We start from the raw sequence: 18,784 nt of genomic DNA, 5'->3' as shown, positions 1-18,784 counted from the left end.
GGTTGGCGAGTCGTGTGGTTCGTCCTGCGTCGAGGTGGCCGGGTGCGTGGAGGATGACGCCGTTGCGTACGACGACGGCGTGGATGTCGGCGTCGTTGGCGAGGTCGGCGAGTACTTGGGTGGGTATCTCGACGGGGATGTTCCAGTCGGCGCACACCCCGGATCCGGCCGGCGTGTCGGCATCGATGACGACGACGAACTCGGGTCGTCCCCACCGTCGGCCAGTACGAGCCTTTCCGTCGATCAATCGCGCAACGGCGTGTGCGCGCAGGAAGTCTTGCTTCGCGAGCCGATCGGTGGGGCAGTGTTCGGGGACGGTCTCGGCGAACAACGTGTCGACAGCCGAGTCGATGGCTGCGGCGAGACGCACGCCGGTGACGGGGTCGAAGCGGCCTCGTAGGTTCCACATGCCTTCGTCGTCGACCCAGGTTCGCAGTGAGGTCGCGCGCTGCTGTCGTTCGAGTCGGTCGATGCCGTCGTCGGCGAGCACGCGTTTCTTCTCGAGTGCGATGCGTCGTTGGAATTGTTCGACGGTGGCGTGTGACGCGATGTCGGTGAGTGCGTCGACAGCGTCGATCAGTGCATCGCGTTGGTGGTCGGCCAACCCTTTGGTGGCTCGTGTCAGTGCGTCGACGTGGCCGGCGGTGATGGTGGCGGTGTCGAGGGCGTCGGCGAGGTGGGGTGCGTCGTCGAGGGTGTTGGACCGTTCGATGGTCTTCGTCGCTGCGCCGAGGGATTCGCGGGTGTGTTCGGCGATCGCAGCTTCGGGGAACGACACTGCTGGTGCCAATGCGGCGACGATGAGTGTTTCGCTGCGGTCGAGCCAGGCGCGGACCTCGCGGACGTCGCTCAGCGTGGCGCCCAGATCGGTGGTGTCGGCGGCGCCGGCCGCGACGAGCAGGCGGGTCGCAGCGACTCGTTCCACTCGTTCGATCACCTGGGTTGCATCCATGCGTTCATCATGACAGGAGGGTGTGACAGAGTTGGACAAACACACGTTCGCCCCGATCCTTCGAGCGCGTCGACATCTCGATCGGGCCAGGTCACCGATCAGCCAGGCACGCCGCCTCTGCCATCGCTGATGTGACCGCTGATGGGGCGAACCTTCGACTCCGACCGTCGCGCCGTGGCGAGCGTTGTGCGCACACCACGGTGTGATGGTTTGAAGCTCGTAGTGACGTCAAGGGGCCATTTGCCGGGGAGTCGGATCGAGTCCGGTGCCGGGAGTGGCTGGGGGTCGGCGGTGAAGGTGTCGACCTCGAGGCTGTCGATGTCTCCATTGTCGACGAAGAGAATGAGTCCGCCGATGAAGTGGTCGTGAGCATCGACGACGAGGAGGAGACATCCGACCGTTGAGGTCGGGATCGCTCGACGACACAGCGCGCTGAGCCCGCTCGCGTTCGGCGCGTCGGCGAGCGGGTGGGCGCTCCACATCGTGTTCGGTCGGCCCCGGGACTCGGGCGTCTCGCTTGATCAGGCGGGCTTGGTCGCTCCGACAAGCAAGAACCAGGGGCGATGGCGATCGTCGGCGAGTTCGGGTCGGGCGTCGACGTCCTCGGCAGGAGGCCCGAACTCTTCGATGCGGTCCAGCACCAGGCCGGCCTCGAGCACGGTGTTGACGTAGGTGGCCACCGTTCGATGTTCCTTGACGACGCCATCCACGAACCAGGTCCTCACTCGTTGGCCCTCGACGAGGTAGTTGTCGAGTGGCCACACACGATCCCCGGCCTCGCTCGTTTCGAATCGTTGAGTTGTCGGAGCGCTGTAGATCGGATGTTCGACCGAGAACACCACTGACCCGCCCGGAGTCAAGGATCCAGCGACCTGCGACCACAGCCGGTGCAGGTCGCGCACGTCATGCAGCGTCAGGGAACTGAACACGAGTTCCGCCGTGTCGGGGTCGAGTTCGACGAGATCGAGATCGGCGCACTGGTAGTCGATGGTCGCACTGGTCGTGTCGGAGCGTGCGCGCTCGAGCATCTTCGTCGAGAGGTCGATGCCGAGAACCGATACCGCTCCGTGCTCGTCGGCCCATCGGCTGAACCATCCGAAACCGCAACCGAGATCCACAACCCGTCGGCCAGCCATGTCGGGCAGCATCGACCGAAGCAGCGGCCATTCTGCTGCTCCATCGAGACCGTCGACCTGGCGATCGAGGGTGACGTAACCTGCGAGGAACGTCGGGTCGTCGTAGATGTTCTGAGCACTCATGGTTCCTGCTGCTCAAGGTACTCGTCACTCGTGTTGCGCCCGTCGAACGTTCCTGGTATCGACCCAGGAGTGCTTGTCGATCTCCGCTTGGTGGTTGGTGAAGTCGACGTTCACCCCCGGCGTCAGTGAGGTGACGAACGTGGGGCGTCGGTGACCGAGGTCTCGACACCGAGCGCGTCTTCGAGTGCGGCGAGCCTCGCCTCGAGCTGGGCGACGCGGCGCCGCAGGGCCTCGAGCTCGCCGACGGTCTCCGGCGCCGTGCCGATGGCAGCCACCGGCCCGGCTGCGTCACGGTCGGGCGCCGGTCTGACGCCGCCGCCATCGGGACGCGTCGACCCGGGCACGGGACCGTCATGCATCGACACCTCCGCAGCGTCGACGTCTCGCTCTTCGGCACCGTCGCCGAGCAGATGGGACCAGCGGTCTTGGCTCTGCCCGGGTCCGCGTCCGATGTTCGCGACGAGGGGATCGGTGCCCTCCGCGAGGCGAGCCAACACGGCCTCGATGTCGTCCAGCGATTCGAAGCCGAATCCCTGCGACGTCGGGTACCGCTCGGTGCGAGTCCGCAACTCCCCGGCCGACTGCGGGCCGCGCAGCAGCATGATCGCGAGCAGCGCGAGTTGGTCGCGATCGAGGCCAAGTGCGTCGTCGGCGATCTGGCGGTGCTTGTCGGTTCGCCCGCTGCTGTTCATCCGAGCGAGGCCGGCCTGACGCAATTGCAACGCGGCGTCCATCACGGTGCGTTCGCTGTAGGTCACCACCGGCTCGCGGTTCGACTTCTGGTTGCACGCGTTGACGAGCGCGTTCGTCGTGAGCGGATACTGATCCGGGGTCGTCGCCTGCTTCTCGAAGAGGCACCCGAGCACACGTCGTTCCTCGGCGGAGAGCTCCATCGCCTCACCGTACCCACCGCATCGGGCCGCAGCCGGGAGAACGTCACGAGTTCGTCGGACCAGCAGGCTCGAACAGGCTCATGGACGGCGTTGTTCCGGTGGTCAGGCGGTCAGGCGGTCAGGCGCCGAGCGTGATCACGGCGGGTCGTCGTCGAGCGTGAAGAGGTCGTCGAACGCCAGGCGACCGATGGTCTGTTGGAGGCGGAGGTTCTCGGTGAAGTCGTTCCGGTCGAACGCGTCGGGATCGAAGGGGCCGCCGATCCACTCGCGCCGTTCGCTGTGGTCGGGATGCGTCGGGTCGGCGAGGATCGTCAGCAGCTCGCGATAGCCCCAGGTTCCACCGCAGTCCTCCGGCGGACACGCCCGCCGCCCGTCGATGCAGTCGGGCACCGTCACGTCAGAACCAGCGTCAGCGTCAGAACCAGCGTCAGGGTCAGGGCGTGTCGTCCTCTCGATGACGATGTCGTGGTCCCAGTTGTCACCGAAGTCGTAGAGGTAGCGGATCGAGCGGGCGCCCAACAGCGCCTGGTCGATGCTGACGCGTCGTTCGTCTCGCACCGGGGTCCAGTCGTCTTCGTCGGGGATGGCGTAGTTCGTTCCGTCGATCTGGAACTCGTGGAGGTGCGAATCCCACCAACCGAACGCCGCCTGGATGACCGAGTGGAGGTGGTCGAGTGTCTGACCTCCGTCGACCAGCACGCGTCGCCAGATCGGCGGCTTCGTACCGCGCAAGGTGACCTTGAGTTGATGGACCCGCGGTGTCGTCGGGGCCGCGTTCACCGTCGCCGTCGGCAGTGAGATCACGTCGGCCGACGGGCGAAAGAGCGCGGCGAGTTCGTCGGCCGGCGTGCCGTGGCGCTTCATCAGCGGCCCCAGGATCAGCTCGGAGAGACGCATCGACATCTGGAACAGATCGGGGTCGTGCGGCCCCCACACTCCCTCGCCCTGGAAGGCGAACTCGTTCATCACGCCGAGCAACTGCCGGTCGTTGGTCGCCGCGAGGCGAACCTCTGACATCTCGGCGAGCTCGGCCTCGATCACCGACTCGGCGACGCCGTGCGCGCGGAGCACCTCGGCGATAGCGGCCGGGGCGCGGTCGAGGAGCTTGCCGGCCGGAGCGAGGGGCGTGAACACCGGGATCATCGTGCGCGTGTTCACCAGGAGTGCGGCCTGCGGCTTCCAGAACAGCGCGGTCGCGAACCAGTCGCCGAGCACTGTCGTCGATTCGTCGTCGGGGAGTGCGACGGGCGCAGCCTTCATCCGGTCCCGGAGCTTCTTCGTGCCACGAACGATCAGCATCTCCCCATGATCGCGGGTCGACCCGTCGCCCGAAAGCCGAGACGGCCCGAACCGTTCAGTTGGCGACCGCGACGAGATGATCGCGACGGGGCGAACGGTTCGCGATGAGGTCGCGAGCTTCGACGATGAGGTCGTCGACGAGGCTCGCGATCCGATCGGTCGTCAGTTCGGCAGGGTCGGGCGTCGGGAGCGCAGCGAGCCCTTCCTCGCCGCCGATGATCTCACCGAAATATGCCCGGGCTGCCTGATCGAATCCCATCAGGTCGTGGCCGAAGGCGTAGCCGATCGCGAAGAGTTCTCTCACTCGTTCGTGACACCCGAGGTGGTACAAGGTCAACATGGTGGCGGCGAGCTGGCTGGCCACGAGCCTCGCGCGAAGTGAGTTGACCATCGGGCCGAGGTCTCGTTCGGCGACCGCGAGCGCCTCGTCGAACCGCCCGAGCCCAGCGAGAGACGCCGCCGCGGGGGCCAACAGATCCAGCTTGTTCGCCTGGCTCAATGCTGGCGCGGCCAGGCCGTGCTCGGCCGCCTCGAGCGCGTCGTCGTATCGTCCGGCGCGCGACAACAGGATCGCTCTCGTCGACACCGAGATGTCGTAGACCCTCTGGGACACCGTGCGGGCGACGGCTTCGGCCTCCACCACCGACGTCGTTGCAGCGGGGTCGCCGGCGAACATCAGCGCGACGGCCCGCAACGACAACGAAACCCATTCGGCGAACCGAGGCGCACCATCGGTCTGCAGTCGCCCCAGACGATCGCTCTCCGCCAGCGAGGCCTCGATCGGAGACGACAGCGCAAGGATCACCCCCCGATGGAACATGGCTCCGAACACTGGCCGACACAGCCTGACCGACGGGTCGGTAGCGAGGAGTTCGTCGGCGATCGACGACGCTTCGAAGAACTGCGCATACGCAGCTGACTCGTCGCCTGTGGCCAAGCGGATCTCGCCGCAGGTGGCCAGCCAGTGGCTGCGGAGGTACGGGTCGCTCGCCGGGGGTTCTGGTACCCGGTCGAGCCAGGACCTGACCAACCTGCCAGCGACGGCCCAGCACGGGTAGCCACCGATGAAGAGGCTGAAGAGTTCGTCGTGCTGGTTGGTGCGCTCGGCCCACTCCATGGCGGCGACGACGTTGTCGATCTCAGCGAGCTGGCGATCTTCCAGCTCCCACGTCTCACCGTCTCGGGTGGTGGCGAGGCGTTCGATTCCCGCAAGCGCATCGGCCCAGGCGAGGTGCCGGTCGCGGGTCGAGGCGAGTTGCCCGGTCTCGACGAGACGATCGAGTGCATACAGTCGCACCGTTTCGAGGAGTCGATACCGCCCCGAGTCGACCGATGCCACGACGAGCGACTGTTCGACGAGGGAGTCGATCACGTCCAGGAGCGGCGTCGTGGTCGGTTCGACCACGGCCTCGACGCCAGCGAGCGAGAACGTCCCGACGAACACCCCCAGCTGGTTCAAGACGTGCCGTTCCTCGTCGCCGAGGAGCCCGTAACTCCAGTCCATCATCGCCTGCAGGGTCTGCTGGCGTTGTCGACGTCGGCTGCGTCCACCGCCGAGCAGCGCGAACCGATCATCGAGACGTTCGGCGAGTTCGTCGAGCGACAACGACGTCAGGCGGGCGGCTGCGAGTTCGATGGCGAGCGGGATGTCGTCGAGCTGCGCGCAGAGGTGCTCGATCTGGGTGAGGTGATCGTCGAGGCCGGTGATGCCGGCCGCGGCGGCTCGGTCGAGGAACAACTCGACTGCTGCGCCCTGCATGTTCGGGATACGCCAGGCTCGCTCGCCGTCGACGTTGAGCGCCTCGCGTGACGTTGCGAGCATGGTGACGTTCTCGGCTGCCGACAGCACGGCGGTGGCGAAGTCGGCGACCTCGTCGATGAGGTGCTCACAGTTGTCGACGACCAGCAACGTCGCGGCCTCGGCGGTGGCCTCCCTGAGCACCTCGATGGCGCCGCTGCCATCTGCTCCGAGCTGGGGAGCCATCCCGAGCGCACTGACCGCGCGCCCAGCGACCTGGGTGCCGTCTCGTTCCGTGGTGAGGTCGACGAACCACACGCCTCCCGGGAACCGGTCGGCGCTCGCCGCGGCGACCTCGATCGCGAGGCGCGTCTTGCCGCACCCGCCGACACCGGTGATCGTGACGAGTCGGTGGTGATCGACGAGCGCGCGGAGTTCGTCGACCTCGCGTTGGCGTCCGATGAACTCGGTCGGCATCACCGGCAGGTTGTGGCGTGCTCGCTTCAGTGTGCGCAGCGGTGGATGGTCGCCCTCGTCGAGCTGCCACAACCTGATCGGCTCGGACAGGTCGCGCAACTGATGCACGCCGAGGTCGACGCCGGCGGGCTGATACATCAGCTGACGCGTGACGTCGGAGACCAACACCTGACCACCGTTGCCGATGCCGTTGATACGCGCGACCTGGTTCACCGGCGTGCCGAAGAAGTCACCGGCGCGCGCCGACACCGCTCCGGCGTGCACCGACACCCGCACCTGTAGCGGCCCCGTCTCGCCCCACTGGTGGCTCGCCAACGCGTCGACGGCCCCCACGGCGCCGGCGACCGCGTCGTCGGCGGATTCGAACACGGCGATCATCCCGTCGCCGGTGTGTTTGAACACTCGGCCACCAGCAGCGTCGATCGCGCCGTGCACCAGGTCGTCGTGCTCTTCGAGGGCGGCTCGCATCGCGTCGCCGTGTGTCTCCCACATCGCCGTCGAGCCGACGACGTCGGTCATCACGAACACCAGTGGTTTCATCGCAGCCCCCCGAACCGGTCGTGTCGAACAGTAGCAGTCGGGTGATCGACGTTTCCGGGGTCACGAGCACCGATCCGGGCCGCTCGGCTACTGTCAGCGTGCGGTCGCGGCCGTGACGCGCATCGCTCATGAGGGAGAGTCGCCATGCCGAACCACGATCAGCCACGGATACCCGACGGGTGGGTCGGAGGCTTCGCACAGTCGAGACCGGAGTTCGCCTATCCGAACCCCGATCTGGGTTCGCTGGACATGTTGAAGAACATGGACAACATCCACTTGCTGACGCGCCAGCAAGCCATCCTCTGGCCGGAGTTCAGCTGGGAGACCGAGCCCGGCCAGCCCGATCCGAAGCGGTGCTTTCAGATGTTCGCGCCCGACATCTCACGGATCGGCTACGACGACGAAGGTCGCGTGTACGCCATCATCTGCCCGCAACAGGGGATCGAGACGCCGTCGCTCGGCAGCATCAACGTCGAGATCACGGTGACCGGAACGCGTGGCTGGGTCGACGAAGCCACTCGTGAGCTCGCGTGCGACATGTCGGTGGAGGCGAGAGTCTGGTTCGCTCCGGGCTACGAACAGAATCCTGCGGTCATGATGCTCTGGACGATGCTGCAGGAGTTCGGCCACGAACTGCCGATCAGCAAGGACAAGGCGATCGTGGTCAGCACCCACGAGCCCGGCAACCCCGACCAGCCGATCTTCCGTGTCCTCAAGGGCGAGACCACCCGTGTCCACACGCCGAGGTTCGCCGACCACTCCGACGAGGCATGGTCGGTCGGCCACATCGAAGTCCAGGTCGGAACGATCGTCCCCACCCACGACCCGGTGCTCGATGGCTTCAACCAACTGCTCCTGGAGATCCTGAACACGAGCGGCGGCAACCTGTTGAAGGCCGGCAACGTGCTGACCTGGAACATCTGGGTCAATCATCCGGAAGTCGTCGACCAGGAGAAGTGGCGGACGCATGCGGAGAAGTGGCGCCTCTCGATCGACGTCGACCACGTGAGCGATGCCCGACGGCGGAGCCCGTCGCGCTTTGCCGACGGGACCCCGTTCCATGTGGCCGACGAGATCGTGGAATGGGAGGTCGCCCAGATCATGGCCTACATGCGCAAGCAGTGGTCGCCGCAACAGCGGGTGCTGCGGAAGGTGAAGTCGGTGGCACGGGCGTTCTTCAGGCTGGCGAACCCCTTCCGTCGCTGATTGCGACAGAGTGGGTCTGACCCACTCTGTCGCTCTGGTCAGCGGCGGTTGCGAACAGCAGTCGGGTTCGTGGTCGCACCCGACGCTGGGACCGAACCGACGCCGGCATTGAATCTCGGTCACCGGTCTCGCGTCGGGTGGTGGCGCCGCCCGCTGCGTCGGGTGGTGGACCCGTCGACGACGCGCCCGTACGCGGCTGTCGCCAGCGTGGCCGACAGCACGATCCTCGCTGTTTCCGCGGGCCCGCTTCGGGCCGAGACCCCGTCGGTGCCACACGACGCACGAGAAGGTGCGGTGCTGCGAGCTACCGCGGTTCTCGGTCGCTCGCCCGTCTCGTCGTTCGATGCGGGTCGGTGCTTTCGTGGGGGGCAGAGGTTCTCCTACGGACAGAGCCCCTCTGCTTTCCGGGGCCGGCACTTCGGAGTTAAACAAACCGATAGTCAACAACGCCGACTGCTGGAATCGCCCAGCCGCCATGACTTACCGGCGAATCATTCGGATTGACATGCTCTGAGCCGAGTGATAAACAAACAACCGTTCATTGATGGCGTGCCATTCTGAACGAGGGGATGAGCGGCCCGAAGTGCTCCGTTGAGTTCAACGGCGTACGGCACGGTCGAGGTCGAATGGGGGTCGCGTTTCGACGGTTCAGATCCGATGCGACCGACTTTTCCGCGTAGAACTCAGGGGGTAGACATGAAATTCACAAACCGACGCAGTGCTGGACTCTTGGTCGCAGCACTTCTCGTGGCAGCGAGTTGTGGTGGCTCAGATGACGCCAGCCCGGACGCTGCCGAACCGGATGACGACGTCACCGAGGAGACGGAGGCGCCCGAAGGAACGGACGCAGCCTCCGCTACGACACCCGATACGACACCCGCTGGAGCGGCGTGTGGCGTCCTGGTCGCTGGCGTGCCGGAGGACTTCGATGCCATCGATCCCCACACCGGGTCGGGCGAGACGCCTGCGACGTGGCTCTCGCTGATCTACGAAACGCTGGTCGGCGTCGACGTCAATGCCGAGGTGACCGACGGTCTCGCGACCGACTGGGAGATCTCCGACGATGGCTTGAGCTACACCTTCACGCTTCGAGACGGTGTCTCGTTCCACAACGGTGAAGCGCTCGACTCGTCGCATGTCAAGTTCAGTCTCGAGCGGATCATCGATCCTGAGACCGCGGCGGTGTCGCAGAGCGTCCTCGCGATCATCGATTCGATCGACACTCCGGACGCGCAAACGGTGGTCCTCAACTTGACCGAGCCCAGCGGCCCGTTGCTGAGCGATCTCGCACAGCAGGGTCGTGCTGCGATCATGCACCCCGACGCGGTTGGGGACGATGGGCAGATCGTCGAGCACATCGGAACCGGTCCGTTCACCTTCGTCTCGTACTCCGCCGCCGACCGCCTCGTCCTCGATGCGAACGCCGACTACTGGGACGGCGCACCGCAGTTGGAAGGGCTCGAGGTGCGGATCCTTCCGGATGCGACGGCTCGGCTGTCTGCGCTTGCGAGCGGTGAACTCGATTTCGCTTGGAATCTGCCTGCCGAAGACGCCGAGTCGCTCGCCAGCGACGGCTCGTTCGTGATTCAGGAGAACCAGCAGAACCGTGGCAACTTCTTCTCGATCAACCAGAACGCGGCCCCGTTCGACGATCCTCGAATTCGTGAGGCGATGTGGCTTGCGGTGTCTCGCACCGACATCGCCGAGGCAGGATGGAACGGGTTTGCCGCGCCGACCCTGCAGCCGTTCGCCGAGACCTCGTTCTGGTACTTGGACAAGGAACTCCGTGTCGATGCTGATCTCGACGCTGCCCGAGCGCTCATCGAGGAGGCCGACGCCGTTGGTACTCCGGTGACGATTCTGCAGTGGGACGCCCTCGGCTCGGATGCCGAAGCGCAGATCGTGGCGTCGGCCTGGAACGAGATCGGCCTCGATGCGCAGATCGAGAAGGTCGACATCGGCACGATCGTCGAGAACGCCGGTACCGGTGAGTTCGACGTCGTGTACCTCTGGGTGGGTCTGATCACCGACCCCAACCGTCCGTACAGCTTCTTCGAGTCCGATTCGGCTCGCAACGGCCTGACGGGCGGCCTCCAACTCGACGAACTCGATGCGCTGGTCTCTGACGGTCGGACGACGAGCGATCCCGAGGCTCGCAAGGAGATCTACAGCGAGGCGATGCAGATCAACCTCGACAGCTTCGCTCAGTTCTTCACGGTGCGACCCTTCCAGTTCGTCGGAGTCGGTGCGGATGTCACTGGCTACGAGCAGGGCGCCTACTACGTCTCGTACCGGGGAGGCGGCATGACGTCCGCCTGCGTGCCCGCCTGAGGATCCGGCCACGTGACGACGACCATCGCCATCGAAGAAAGCGCTGCGCCCGCCGTGTCGGCTGGTCGGCGTCGACTTCTCGCCGCAACCATCAACTCGGTTGCGATCGGCGTGGTCGTCGTCACGATGGTCTGTGCGGTGCTGGCGCCGCTGCTGACGGACTTCGAACCGAATCGGGCCAGCCCGGTCGACCGCTTTCGAGCGTGGGGGGAAGACGGCCACCTCCTCGGCACCGACCAACTCGGCCGAGACATCTTCACCCGACTCGTCTACGGGGCTCGACTCGTCTGGATCGTCGGACTGAGTGTGGCCATGATCTCCATGGCCGTCGGTGCAACGCTTGGGTCGCTGGCGGGATATCTCGGCGGTCGCGTCGATGCGGGCGTGACGAGGATCGCCGATGGGATCCTCGCCTTCCCGCCGTTGCTCCTCGCCCTCGTCTTGGCCGCGGTGATGAGCCCGAGCACGAGAACAGCGATTTTCGCGCTCTCCATCGTCTACACCCCGCTCATCGTTCGAGTGAGTCGTGCCGCGGTGTTGGGAGAGCGCACCCTCGGTTACGTCCAAGCGTCGAAGGGCCTCGGCAACAGTGAGAGCCGAACGCTGCTTCGACACATCCTGCCGAACGTCGTCGGGCCGTTGCTCGTCGTCGGTTCGGTGGTGGTCTCGCGGGCGATCATCGTCGAGGCCAGTCTGAGCTTCCTCGGAGCCGGCACCCAACCACCCAATCCCAACTGGGGTGTCATGATCGCCGACGCCCGAGATCTCATCTTCAGTCGGCCGAGCCAGTTGATCTTGCCGGCCATCGTGTTGAGCGTCACGGTCCTGTCGCTGAATCTCGTCAGCGATGCGCTCTCGGATCGCATCGACCCGAGGTACAGCGCGAAGGGGGGCAGCCGGTGACGGGGGCGGATTCCAATGGGGTCGTCCCGGCGCCGTCGAGCCAAGCGCCGGTGCTCAGCGTGCGCGATCTGCGCGTTGCGTACGCGGGAGATCGTGGCGCGGTTCCCGTCGTGCATGGCGTCGACTTCGACCTGTTCCCTGGCGAGTCGCTGGGAATCGTCGGCGAATCCGGGTCGGGCAAATCCACGGTCATTCTCGCCGCTGCACGCCTGCTCCCTTCCAACGCGACGATCACCGCAGGTTCGGTTCGACTCGATGGCACCGAGCTCGTCTCGGCAGGTCCTCGGGCTCTGCGTCGGATCCACGGCCCGCGTCTCGGGATGCTCTATCAGGATTCGTTGCGGGCCCTGAATCCCGTCATGAAGATCGGTGCGCAGATCATCGAGGTGCTCGATGCACACGATGCGCCCGGTGACCACGACTCCATCATGGTGGAACTCCTGAAAAGCGTCGGGATCAACGATCCGCTTCGCCGAGCGTCGCAATACCCGCATCAGTTGTCGGGGGGTATGCGCCAACGGGTCATGACCGCAATGGCTCTCGCACTGTCACCGAGTGTGCTGTTCGCCGACGAACCGACGACCGCGCTCGACGTCACCATCCAAGCGCAGATCCTCGACATGCTGCGTGAACGAGCCGTCGAGTCGGGTAGCGCGACGGTCATCGTCAGCCACGACCTCGGTGTCATCGCCAACCTCTGCGAGCGCGTCCTGGTGATGTACGCCGGCAGGATCGTCGAGAGCGGCGAGACCGAAGCGATCTTTGCCGATCCGCAGCATCCCTACACGGCCTCGTTGCTGAGTTCGGTTCCGCGAATCGATCGAGGCCTGCGGCGGCTTCCGTACATTCCGGGGCGCCCGCCCGATCCGAACGCGCTGCCGTCGGGTTGCAGCTTCGCTCCGCGCTGCCCGGTGGCGATCGACGCGTGCGAGGTCTCGGTACCGCCACTTCGAGGCACGGCAATGAACGGGCAGACAGCGTGTCTTCGCGATGACGTGACGAGGTCGGTGGCCGTCGCCTTGATCGATGAAGCCGAGCGCGAAGCCGATGAACACGTGCCCACCGCGCACGGTGCAGCCGACGAAGATCCACTTCTCGTGGTCCGTGGCCTCACGCGGCATTTCAAACTCGGCAAGGGGCGGCGCGCCCCGGTGCTTCGGGCCGTCGACGGAGTCGACTTCGAGGTTCGGCGCGGCGAGTTCCTCGGTCTCGTCGGGGAGTCGGGCTGCGGAAAGTCGACCCTCGGGCGAATGCTCGTCGGGCTCGAGCCATCCGATGACGGCGACATCTTGCTGGATGGGCGCGGGATCGCCACCGGCCATCGGAAGGCGGACCGTCAAAGGCGGCGAGTCGCGCAAATGGTGTTCCAAGACCCACGAAGCTCGCTGAACCGTCGAATGACGGTCGGGCAACACCTCGACGAAGCGCTCAACAACGCAGGGGTGGAGCGCTCGATGCGAGCGAAGCGCATGGCCGAACTCCTCGATCAGGTCGGCCTGCCAGGGGACTGTCTCGCTCGCCTCCCGAACGAGTTCTCCGGCGGACAGGCTCAACGAATCGCGATCGCTCGCGCGCTCGCCGTCTCGCCGCAACTGCTGGTGGCCGACGAGGCGGTCTCGAGCCTGGACGTTTCCGTCAAGGGCCAGATCGTCAACCTGCTCCGTGACTTGCAGGCAGACCTCGGTCTGACGGTGTTGTTCATCTCCCACGACCTCGGAGTGGTCCGGCAAGTGTCGGATCGCGTCGCTGTGATGTACCTCGGGCGTCTCTGCGAGGTCCGCGAAACGACCGAGCTGTTCGAGTCGCCGCGGCACCCGTACACCAAGGCGCTCCTGTCGGCCATCCCGGTACCCGACCCCGTCGTCGAGCGCCAGCAGCGGCGGATCATCCTGTCCGGCGACGTTCCGAATCCGACCGATCCTCCATCGGGTTGTCGCTTCCATCCGCGCTGCCCGGTCGGCCCAGAGGCGAATCCCGAGCGGGACGTTTGCCGGACGCAGGAGCCGGAGTTCGATCATGACGGTTCGGCCACGGCATGCCACTTCGCCGGCCAGCCCCTCAGCGAGCAGATGGTGACGCTGCGATGAAGCGTTCGCTGCTCGGTCGGCTGGGTGGGGCGGCTCTCGGCTTGTTCGTCCTCACCATCGTCACGTTCTTCATGGTGAGGTTGCTGCCCGGTTCCGTGGAAGATGTGATGCTCGGCACGGAGAACATCAGTCCGGAGGTCCGAGAGGCATTCCGCGCGAAGTACGGCCTCGACGAACCCGTCGTCGTGCAATATCTGCGGTGGATCGGCAACTTGGTGCAGGGCGACCTCGGCCAGTCGATCCGGAGCCTGAACCCGGTGACCGAGGAGTTGCGGTCGAAGCTCGGCCCGTCGTTGACGTTGTCGGTGCTCGGGGTCACGATCAGTTTCTTCGCCTCGGTCGGTTTGGGTCTCGTGGCAGCTCTGCGCCGAGACCGGATCGCCGACCGGCTCTCGACGCTGAGCTCGATCATCGGTTCCAGCGTTCCGGACTTCGTGGTCGGACTGCTGCTGCTGATCTTCGTGGCTCGCCGCTTCGATGCGCTCCCGTCGTTCGGGTACGAGCCGCTGTCCAGTGGGTTGTGGGAGTGGGCACGGCACCTGATCTTGCCGGTGACCGCCATGTCGCTGTCGCTGGTCGGGATCATGACTCGACTGATGCGAAGCTCGGTGCTGTCGACACTCGAAGAGGACCACGTTCGCACGGCCATCGGCAAAGGCCTGCCTCGTCGACGGGTCTTGACGCATCATGTGATCCGTCCCTCGCTCATCCCGGTCGTCACGACCGCCGGGCTCCTCTTCGTCGCCGTCATCGGAGGCGTCGTGGTGATCGAGTACGTCTTCGCGATCCCCGGACTCGGTCGCCTCATCCTCGAATCGATCAAGGCTCGGGATTATCCGCTCATCCAAGGAGCAACGCTCTTGATCGGGTGTCTTGCCATCATCGCGTCCATCGTGGTCGATCTCGTTCACCGGGCTCTCGATCCCAGGATCCGTTAGGAGAACCATGCCCAACGAATCGCTCGTGATCCGAGGCGGCCTCGTCTTCGATGGCACCGGTGCAGCGCCGGTGGCGCGTGACGTGTTGGTCACCGATGGCGTGATCAGCGTCGTGGAGGAACAGATCGGCGACGTCGACGCCCGCGAGATCCGCGCCGACGGCTGCTGGGTGCTTCCCGGTTTCATCGACCCGCACACGCACCTGGATGCGCAGCTGTTCTGGGATCCGTCGGGCCAGCCGTCGGTGCTCCACGGTGTCACCACCGTCATCACCGGGAACTGTGGCTTCGGCATCGCTCCATGCGGTGACGGAGCAGAGGAATACCTGCTTCGATGTCTCGAAGCCGTCGAGGAGATCCCGTACGAGAGCACGCGCCAAGCCGTTCCGTTCGGGTGGAGCGACTTCTCTTCATATCTCGACGCACTTGGCGATCTCGATCTCGGCGTGAATGTCGCGGCGCTCGTTCCCCACTCTCCGCTGCGTCATTCGGTCATGGGAGAACGAGCGTGGACCGAGCCAGCGACGCCTGACGATCTCGCCGCCATGAAGCAACAGCTGACGGCCGCGTTGGCAGCAGGAGCCGTCGGATTCGCGACGTCGAGGGGACCCAATCACGTCGACGGCTCGGGCCAGCCGGTGCCGAGTCGCCTGGCCGACGACGACGAACTGCGTGCGCTGGTCGAAGCCTGCGCCGATCGCATCTGGCAGATCAACATCCAGAGCAAGGCCGACCCGACGGGCGACGCGAGCCTGGCAGAGGTGGCGAAGTACGTCTCGTGGAGCGAGGAATTCGGAGCCGACTTCTCCTGGACGCCGCTGTTGATCACGCCCGGAGACACCGTCGTGTGGCGTCGCCTCGTCGACCAGGCCAGCGAGTTCGAGCAGCGAGGCGGTCGTCGAGTACTGCCGCAAGTCTCGCCCCTGCCTCTCGTCTCGTCGATCGAGTTCTCCGGTCGTTCGTTCGCGGAATCGATCACCGGGTGGTCGCCGGCGGTACGGCGCCTCGACGGACTCGACGCCGCGCAACGGCTCGAGCTGATTGCCGACGAGTCGTTCCGGCGCGTGTTGCGTGACACACCGGAGGATTGCGGCGCGATGCTGTCCCCGTGCTTCGACCGGTGGGTGTTGGCTGCAAGTTCCACGCGCCCCGAGTTGGTGGGCAAGAGTCTCCGTGAGGTCGGCGATGCGCTGCAGACGCATCCGATCGATGCGTTCTGTGACCTCGCGATCAGTGACCGCCTCGAGACGGTCGTGCAGGTGCCTCTCGTCAATCTCGAACCGGGGCAGGTCGCCGAAGCGGTCGGAGCGTCGAGCACCCTGATCGGTCTGGGTGACGCCGGCGCACACGTGTCGAGCATCACCAACTACACCTATCCGACGTTCCTCCTGGCCAGCGCAGCCCGTGGAGAGCTGGCGATGTCGACGGAACAAGCGGTACATGAACTCACCGGCAAACCGGCGGCGTTGTTCGGGCTGGAGGATCGGGGAGTCATCGCGCCGTCGGCGCCGGCCGACCTCGTCGTCGTCGACCCCGAACGCGTTGCGCTGCAACCAAGCCGTCGTGTCGTGGACTTGCCTGGAGGGTCCGCTCGACTGCTTCAAGAGGCGCAGGGGTATCGGGCCGTGATCGTGGGGGGCGTCGTCGTGGTCGACGACGACAAGCCGGTCGGGGTCAAGGCCGGCCGAGTCTTGCGGCGTGCCTCGGCGGTGCAGTGACGACCATGGCGATCATCCAGCCCACCGCCAGCCCGGCTCGGCGCTCAACATTTCGAATCAGTACCCCTACAAGGAGAGGTCCATCATGTCCATCTTGATCACTGGAGGCACCAAGGGGATCGGTCTCGGCATTGCCGAGCGCTTCGCCGGTGCCGGAGTCACCGTCTTTCTCAACTACGCAAGCGACGACGAGGCGGCGGAGAAAGCAGCTGCGCTGATCGAGAGCAGCGGCGGCACTCCGGTACTGCTCAAGCGGGACATCTCCGACGCCGCGTCGGCGGCAGCACTGCTCGAAGACGTCGCTGCTCACACGGAACGGCTCGACCAATTGGTTCACGCCGCGGTCTACCCGTACGCCACGAGCCTGCTGAACACCGATCCCGCGGAACTCGACCGAGCAGTCGCGCTCAACGGCACCGCACTCGTGCATCTGACCCGGTCGGCACTGCCGCTGCTGAAGCCCGGTGCGACCGTCTTCTTCCTGTCGAGCCGAGGCTCGAAGGTCGCCGTGCCGAACTACGGGCCGATCGGCGGGCCGAAGGCGATGGGTGAAGCGTTCATCCGGTACCTCGCGATCGAACTCGCGGAGCACGGTGTCCGAGCGCACGTCGTCTCGGCGAGCCTGGTCCTGACCGATGCGCTGCGAACACTCTTCGGCGACGCTGCCGAAGACCGAGCGGCGGCCGCCGCCGCCGCCAATCCGATGAAGCGCAACGTCACCGAGAGCGACGTCGCCGAAGTGGTGCACTTCTTGTCCACTCCGGCCTCGGAGATGCTCAACGGACGTGAGCTCTTCCTGGACGGCGGCGTGTACACCAAAGCCAACTGACCGGCCAACCGACCAGCCAACCGACCAGCCAACTGACCGGCCACTCGCCATCCACCACCAACGAAGCGGAGCTCCCAATGACCGAACACGACATCGCCGCCCAACTGGGCATCCAGACCCTCTACTCGAAGTACTGCTACGGGATCGACGGCAACGACCCCGACCTGCTCGCCGAGTGCTTCGACGCCGACGGGGTATTCGCCGTCGGTGAACGAGAGTTCGCCGGTCACGAGGCGATCCGCGCCATCGCCTCGCGAGGCGGCGGGCGCCCTCGCCACCACTACCTCAACCTCTGGGTCAAAGAAGTGGACGGCAACACCGCGGTGAGCACGGCCTACTTCTTGGTCGTCGATCTCGAATCCGGTCAGACGGCCGGGTACGGGCACTACGACGATCAGGTGCGACTCCACGACGATGGCGCTTGGCGCTTCGAGCGCCGTCAGGTCAACTTCCACTGGCAGTCCGAGGCGTACCGGAGCCACACGGCAGCCGTGACGACCACGGAGTCGTGACTCGCGTCGCCGATCAGCCGTCCGCCTTCGATGTGCTCGTTGCGCAGGCGGCTGAGCGGCTCGAGCGGTCGGCGTTCGACTTTCTCGACGGCGGTGCGACGGACGAGATCACCCTGGACGCCAATCGGCGCGCGTTCGAACGCTGGTGTCTGCTGCCGCGCACCTGCGTCGATGTCTCGACCGTCGACGTGTCGGTCGAGCTCCGTCACGCACGTCTCGACGTTCCTTATTTCGTGGCGCCGAGTGGGGCACACCGGCTGTTCCATCCCGATGCGGAGTTCGCCAGCGCAGCAGCGGCGAAGTCCTCGGGCGCCGTGTACGTCACGAGCACGGCCGCATCGGTCTCGATGGAGGAGCTGGCAGCAGTTGCGCCCGACGAGCGTTGGTATCAGCTCTACTGCTTTCGAGATCGCGGCGTGGTCGCCGATCTCGTTCGTCGGGCCGAGCACTCGGGATACCGCGCGCTCGTCGTGACCGTCGACGCGCCGGTTCTCGGTCGCCGACTCCGCGATGTCCGCAACAACTTCTCGGTCGGTCCCGAGATCCGTTGGGCCAACCTGGAACCGTACGGTGCCGCTGACCTGGGCGGGCCGACCGACGGCTCCGTCGTCGCGCGCTACTTCGCCGATCAGATCGACCCGTCGATCACGTGGGACGACATCGAGCAGCTCGTCGCGTCGACGCACCTGCCGGTGTACGTGAAAGGCGTTCTCCATCCCGGCGATGCACGTCGAGCCGTCTCGGCGGGCGTGCAGGGTGTCTACGTCTCGAATCATGGTGGTCGCCAGCTCGACCGAGTGCCAGCGACACTCGATGCCTTGGGAGACATCGTCGAGGCCGTCGGCGATGAACTCGACGTGCTCGTCGATGGCGGTGTTCGCTGCGCCGCGGACGTCGTGATCGCCCTGGCCCGCGGTGCCGACGCCGTCGGCCTGGGTCGACTCGTCATCTACGCCCTCGCCGCCGGGGGGCAGGCGTCGATGACCGCCGTCCTCGACGAGCTCCGAGACGATCTGATCCACACCCTTCGCCTGTTGGGTGTCCCCCGACTCCGTTCGCTCGACCGGAGCAGTCTCGTTCCGGCACGCCCTACCGAAAGCTGA

15 protein-coding genes are annotated in these 18,784 nt (G+C 65.9%); 9 read left to right on the top strand and 6 right to left on the bottom strand.

What is annotated here, in order from left to right; genetic code table 11:
• The 6 genes from ACE37B_RS12555 to ACE37B_RS12530 form a co-directional block, all read right to left on the bottom strand.
• A partial coding sequence (locus ACE37B_RS12555; protein ID WP_409923656.1) for an HNH endonuclease occupies window positions 1-952 on the bottom strand: 952 nt, incomplete at its 3' end.
• 98 nt (window positions 953-1,050) lie between these two features.
• A complete protein-coding gene (locus ACE37B_RS12550; protein WP_409923655.1) occupies window positions 1,051-1,434 on the bottom strand; it encodes a hypothetical protein in 384 nt (127 codons plus the stop codon).
• A gap of 39 nt (window positions 1,435-1,473) precedes the next feature.
• Complete coding sequence (locus tag ACE37B_RS12545; RefSeq protein WP_409923654.1) at window positions 1,474-2,211, bottom strand: class I SAM-dependent methyltransferase; 738 nt, start codon at window positions 2,209-2,211, stop codon at window positions 1,474-1,476.
• A gap of 122 nt (window positions 2,212-2,333) precedes the next feature.
• The gene (locus ACE37B_RS12540; protein ID WP_409923653.1) at window positions 2,334-3,104 is read right to left on the bottom strand and encodes a YceH family protein; all 771 of its coding nucleotides are present in this window, start codon (window positions 3,102-3,104) and stop codon (window positions 2,334-2,336) included.
• A gap of 135 nt (window positions 3,105-3,239) precedes the next feature.
• On the bottom strand, window positions 3,240-4,403 hold the full coding sequence (locus ACE37B_RS12535) for a plasmid pRiA4b ORF-3 family protein (RefSeq protein WP_409923652.1): 1,164 nt from the start codon (window positions 4,401-4,403) through the stop codon (window positions 3,240-3,242).
• Between the two features lie 55 nt (window positions 4,404-4,458).
• Complete coding sequence (locus ACE37B_RS12530; RefSeq protein ID WP_409923651.1) at window positions 4,459-7,158, bottom strand: ATP-binding protein; 2,700 nt, start codon at window positions 7,156-7,158, stop codon at window positions 4,459-4,461.
• Window positions 7,159-7,302: 144 nt separating this feature from the next.
• Here ACE37B_RS12530 and ACE37B_RS12525 point away from each other — a divergent pair, with 144 nt between their 5' ends.
• The 9 genes from ACE37B_RS12525 to ACE37B_RS12485 all read left to right on the top strand — a co-directional run bounded on the left by ACE37B_RS12525 (window position 7,303) and on the right by ACE37B_RS12485 (window position 18,784).
• On the top strand, window positions 7,303-8,364 hold the full coding sequence (locus ACE37B_RS12525; protein WP_409923650.1) for a hypothetical protein: 1,062 nt from the start codon (window positions 7,303-7,305) through the stop codon (window positions 8,362-8,364).
• A gap of 696 nt (window positions 8,365-9,060) precedes the next feature.
• Window positions 9,061-10,695: an ABC transporter substrate-binding protein gene (locus ACE37B_RS12520; RefSeq protein ID WP_409923649.1), complete on the top strand. Its 1,635-nt coding sequence runs from the start codon at window positions 9,061-9,063 to the stop codon at window positions 10,693-10,695.
• Window positions 10,696-10,707: 12 nt separating this feature from the next.
• Window positions 10,708-11,598, top strand: coding sequence for an ABC transporter permease (locus ACE37B_RS12515; protein WP_409923648.1), 891 nt, complete (start codon window positions 10,708-10,710; stop codon window positions 11,596-11,598).
• Window positions 11,595-13,685: a dipeptide ABC transporter ATP-binding protein gene (locus tag ACE37B_RS12510; protein ID WP_409923647.1), complete on the top strand. Its 2,091-nt coding sequence runs from the start codon at window positions 11,595-11,597 to the stop codon at window positions 13,683-13,685. Before ACE37B_RS12515 ends, ACE37B_RS12510 begins: the two co-directional genes overlap by 4 nt.
• Window positions 13,682-14,623 carry an ABC transporter permease gene (locus ACE37B_RS12505; RefSeq protein ID WP_409923646.1) on the top strand — a complete coding sequence of 314 codons (942 nt, stop codon included), beginning with the start codon at window positions 13,682-13,684 and terminating at the stop codon, window positions 14,621-14,623. Before ACE37B_RS12510 ends, ACE37B_RS12505 begins: the two co-directional genes overlap by 4 nt.
• Window positions 14,624-14,630: 7 nt before the next feature.
• The gene (locus ACE37B_RS12500) at window positions 14,631-16,340 is read left to right on the top strand and encodes an N-acyl-D-amino-acid deacylase family protein (RefSeq protein ID WP_409923645.1); all 1,710 of its coding nucleotides are present in this window, start codon (window positions 14,631-14,633) and stop codon (window positions 16,338-16,340) included.
• 85 nt (window positions 16,341-16,425) lie between these two features.
• The gene (locus ACE37B_RS12495; RefSeq protein ID WP_409923644.1) at window positions 16,426-17,169 is read left to right on the top strand and encodes an SDR family oxidoreductase; all 744 of its coding nucleotides are present in this window, start codon (window positions 16,426-16,428) and stop codon (window positions 17,167-17,169) included.
• Between the two features lie 77 nt (window positions 17,170-17,246).
• Window positions 17,247-17,681, top strand: coding sequence for a nuclear transport factor 2 family protein (locus ACE37B_RS12490; RefSeq protein WP_409923643.1), 435 nt, complete (start codon window positions 17,247-17,249; stop codon window positions 17,679-17,681).
• Window positions 17,678-18,784: an alpha-hydroxy acid oxidase gene (locus tag ACE37B_RS12485; protein ID WP_409923642.1), complete on the top strand. Its 1,107-nt coding sequence runs from the start codon at window positions 17,678-17,680 to the stop codon at window positions 18,782-18,784. The genes ACE37B_RS12490 and ACE37B_RS12485 overlap by 4 nt, the downstream gene beginning before the upstream one ends.

The organism is Ilumatobacter sp., assembly GCF_046290335.1.
Taxonomy (GTDB): domain Bacteria; phylum Actinomycetota; class Acidimicrobiia; order Acidimicrobiales; family Ilumatobacteraceae; genus Ilumatobacter_A.
The sequence above is the reverse complement of the archived record's forward strand: the minus strand, read 5'-3'. Positions and strand labels throughout refer to the sequence as shown.

What these genes read in the sequence shown, in the direction of transcription:
- ACE37B_RS12545 (WP_409923654.1), bottom strand. Translation starts at nt 2,211, where the DNA reads ATGAGTGCTCAGAACATCTACGACGACCCGACGTTCCTCGCAGGTTAC.
- ACE37B_RS12540 (WP_409923653.1), bottom strand. Translation starts at nt 3,104, where the DNA reads ATGGAGCTCTCCGCCGAGGAACGACGTGTGCTCGGGTGCCTCTTCGAG.
- ACE37B_RS12500 (WP_409923645.1), top strand. Translation starts at nt 14,631, where the DNA reads ATGCCCAACGAATCGCTCGTGATCCGAGGCGGCCTCGTCTTCGATGGC.
- ACE37B_RS12520 (WP_409923649.1), top strand. Translation starts at nt 9,061, where the DNA reads ATGAAATTCACAAACCGACGCAGTGCTGGACTCTTGGTCGCAGCACTT.
- ACE37B_RS12535 (WP_409923652.1), bottom strand. Translation starts at nt 4,403, where the DNA reads ATGCTGATCGTTCGTGGCACGAAGAAGCTCCGGGACCGGATGAAGGCT.
- ACE37B_RS12495 (WP_409923644.1), top strand. Translation starts at nt 16,426, where the DNA reads ATGTCCATCTTGATCACTGGAGGCACCAAGGGGATCGGTCTCGGCATT.
- ACE37B_RS12550 (WP_409923655.1), bottom strand. Translation starts at nt 1,434, where the DNA reads ATGTGGAGCGCCCACCCGCTCGCCGACGCGCCGAACGCGAGCGGGCTC.
- ACE37B_RS12490 (WP_409923643.1), top strand. Translation starts at nt 17,247, where the DNA reads ATGACCGAACACGACATCGCCGCCCAACTGGGCATCCAGACCCTCTAC.
- ACE37B_RS12525 (WP_409923650.1), top strand. Translation starts at nt 7,303, where the DNA reads ATGCCGAACCACGATCAGCCACGGATACCCGACGGGTGGGTCGGAGGC.
- ACE37B_RS12505 (WP_409923646.1), top strand. Translation starts at nt 13,682, where the DNA reads ATGAAGCGTTCGCTGCTCGGTCGGCTGGGTGGGGCGGCTCTCGGCTTG.
- ACE37B_RS12530 (WP_409923651.1), bottom strand. Translation starts at nt 7,158, where the DNA reads ATGAAACCACTGGTGTTCGTGATGACCGACGTCGTCGGCTCGACGGCG.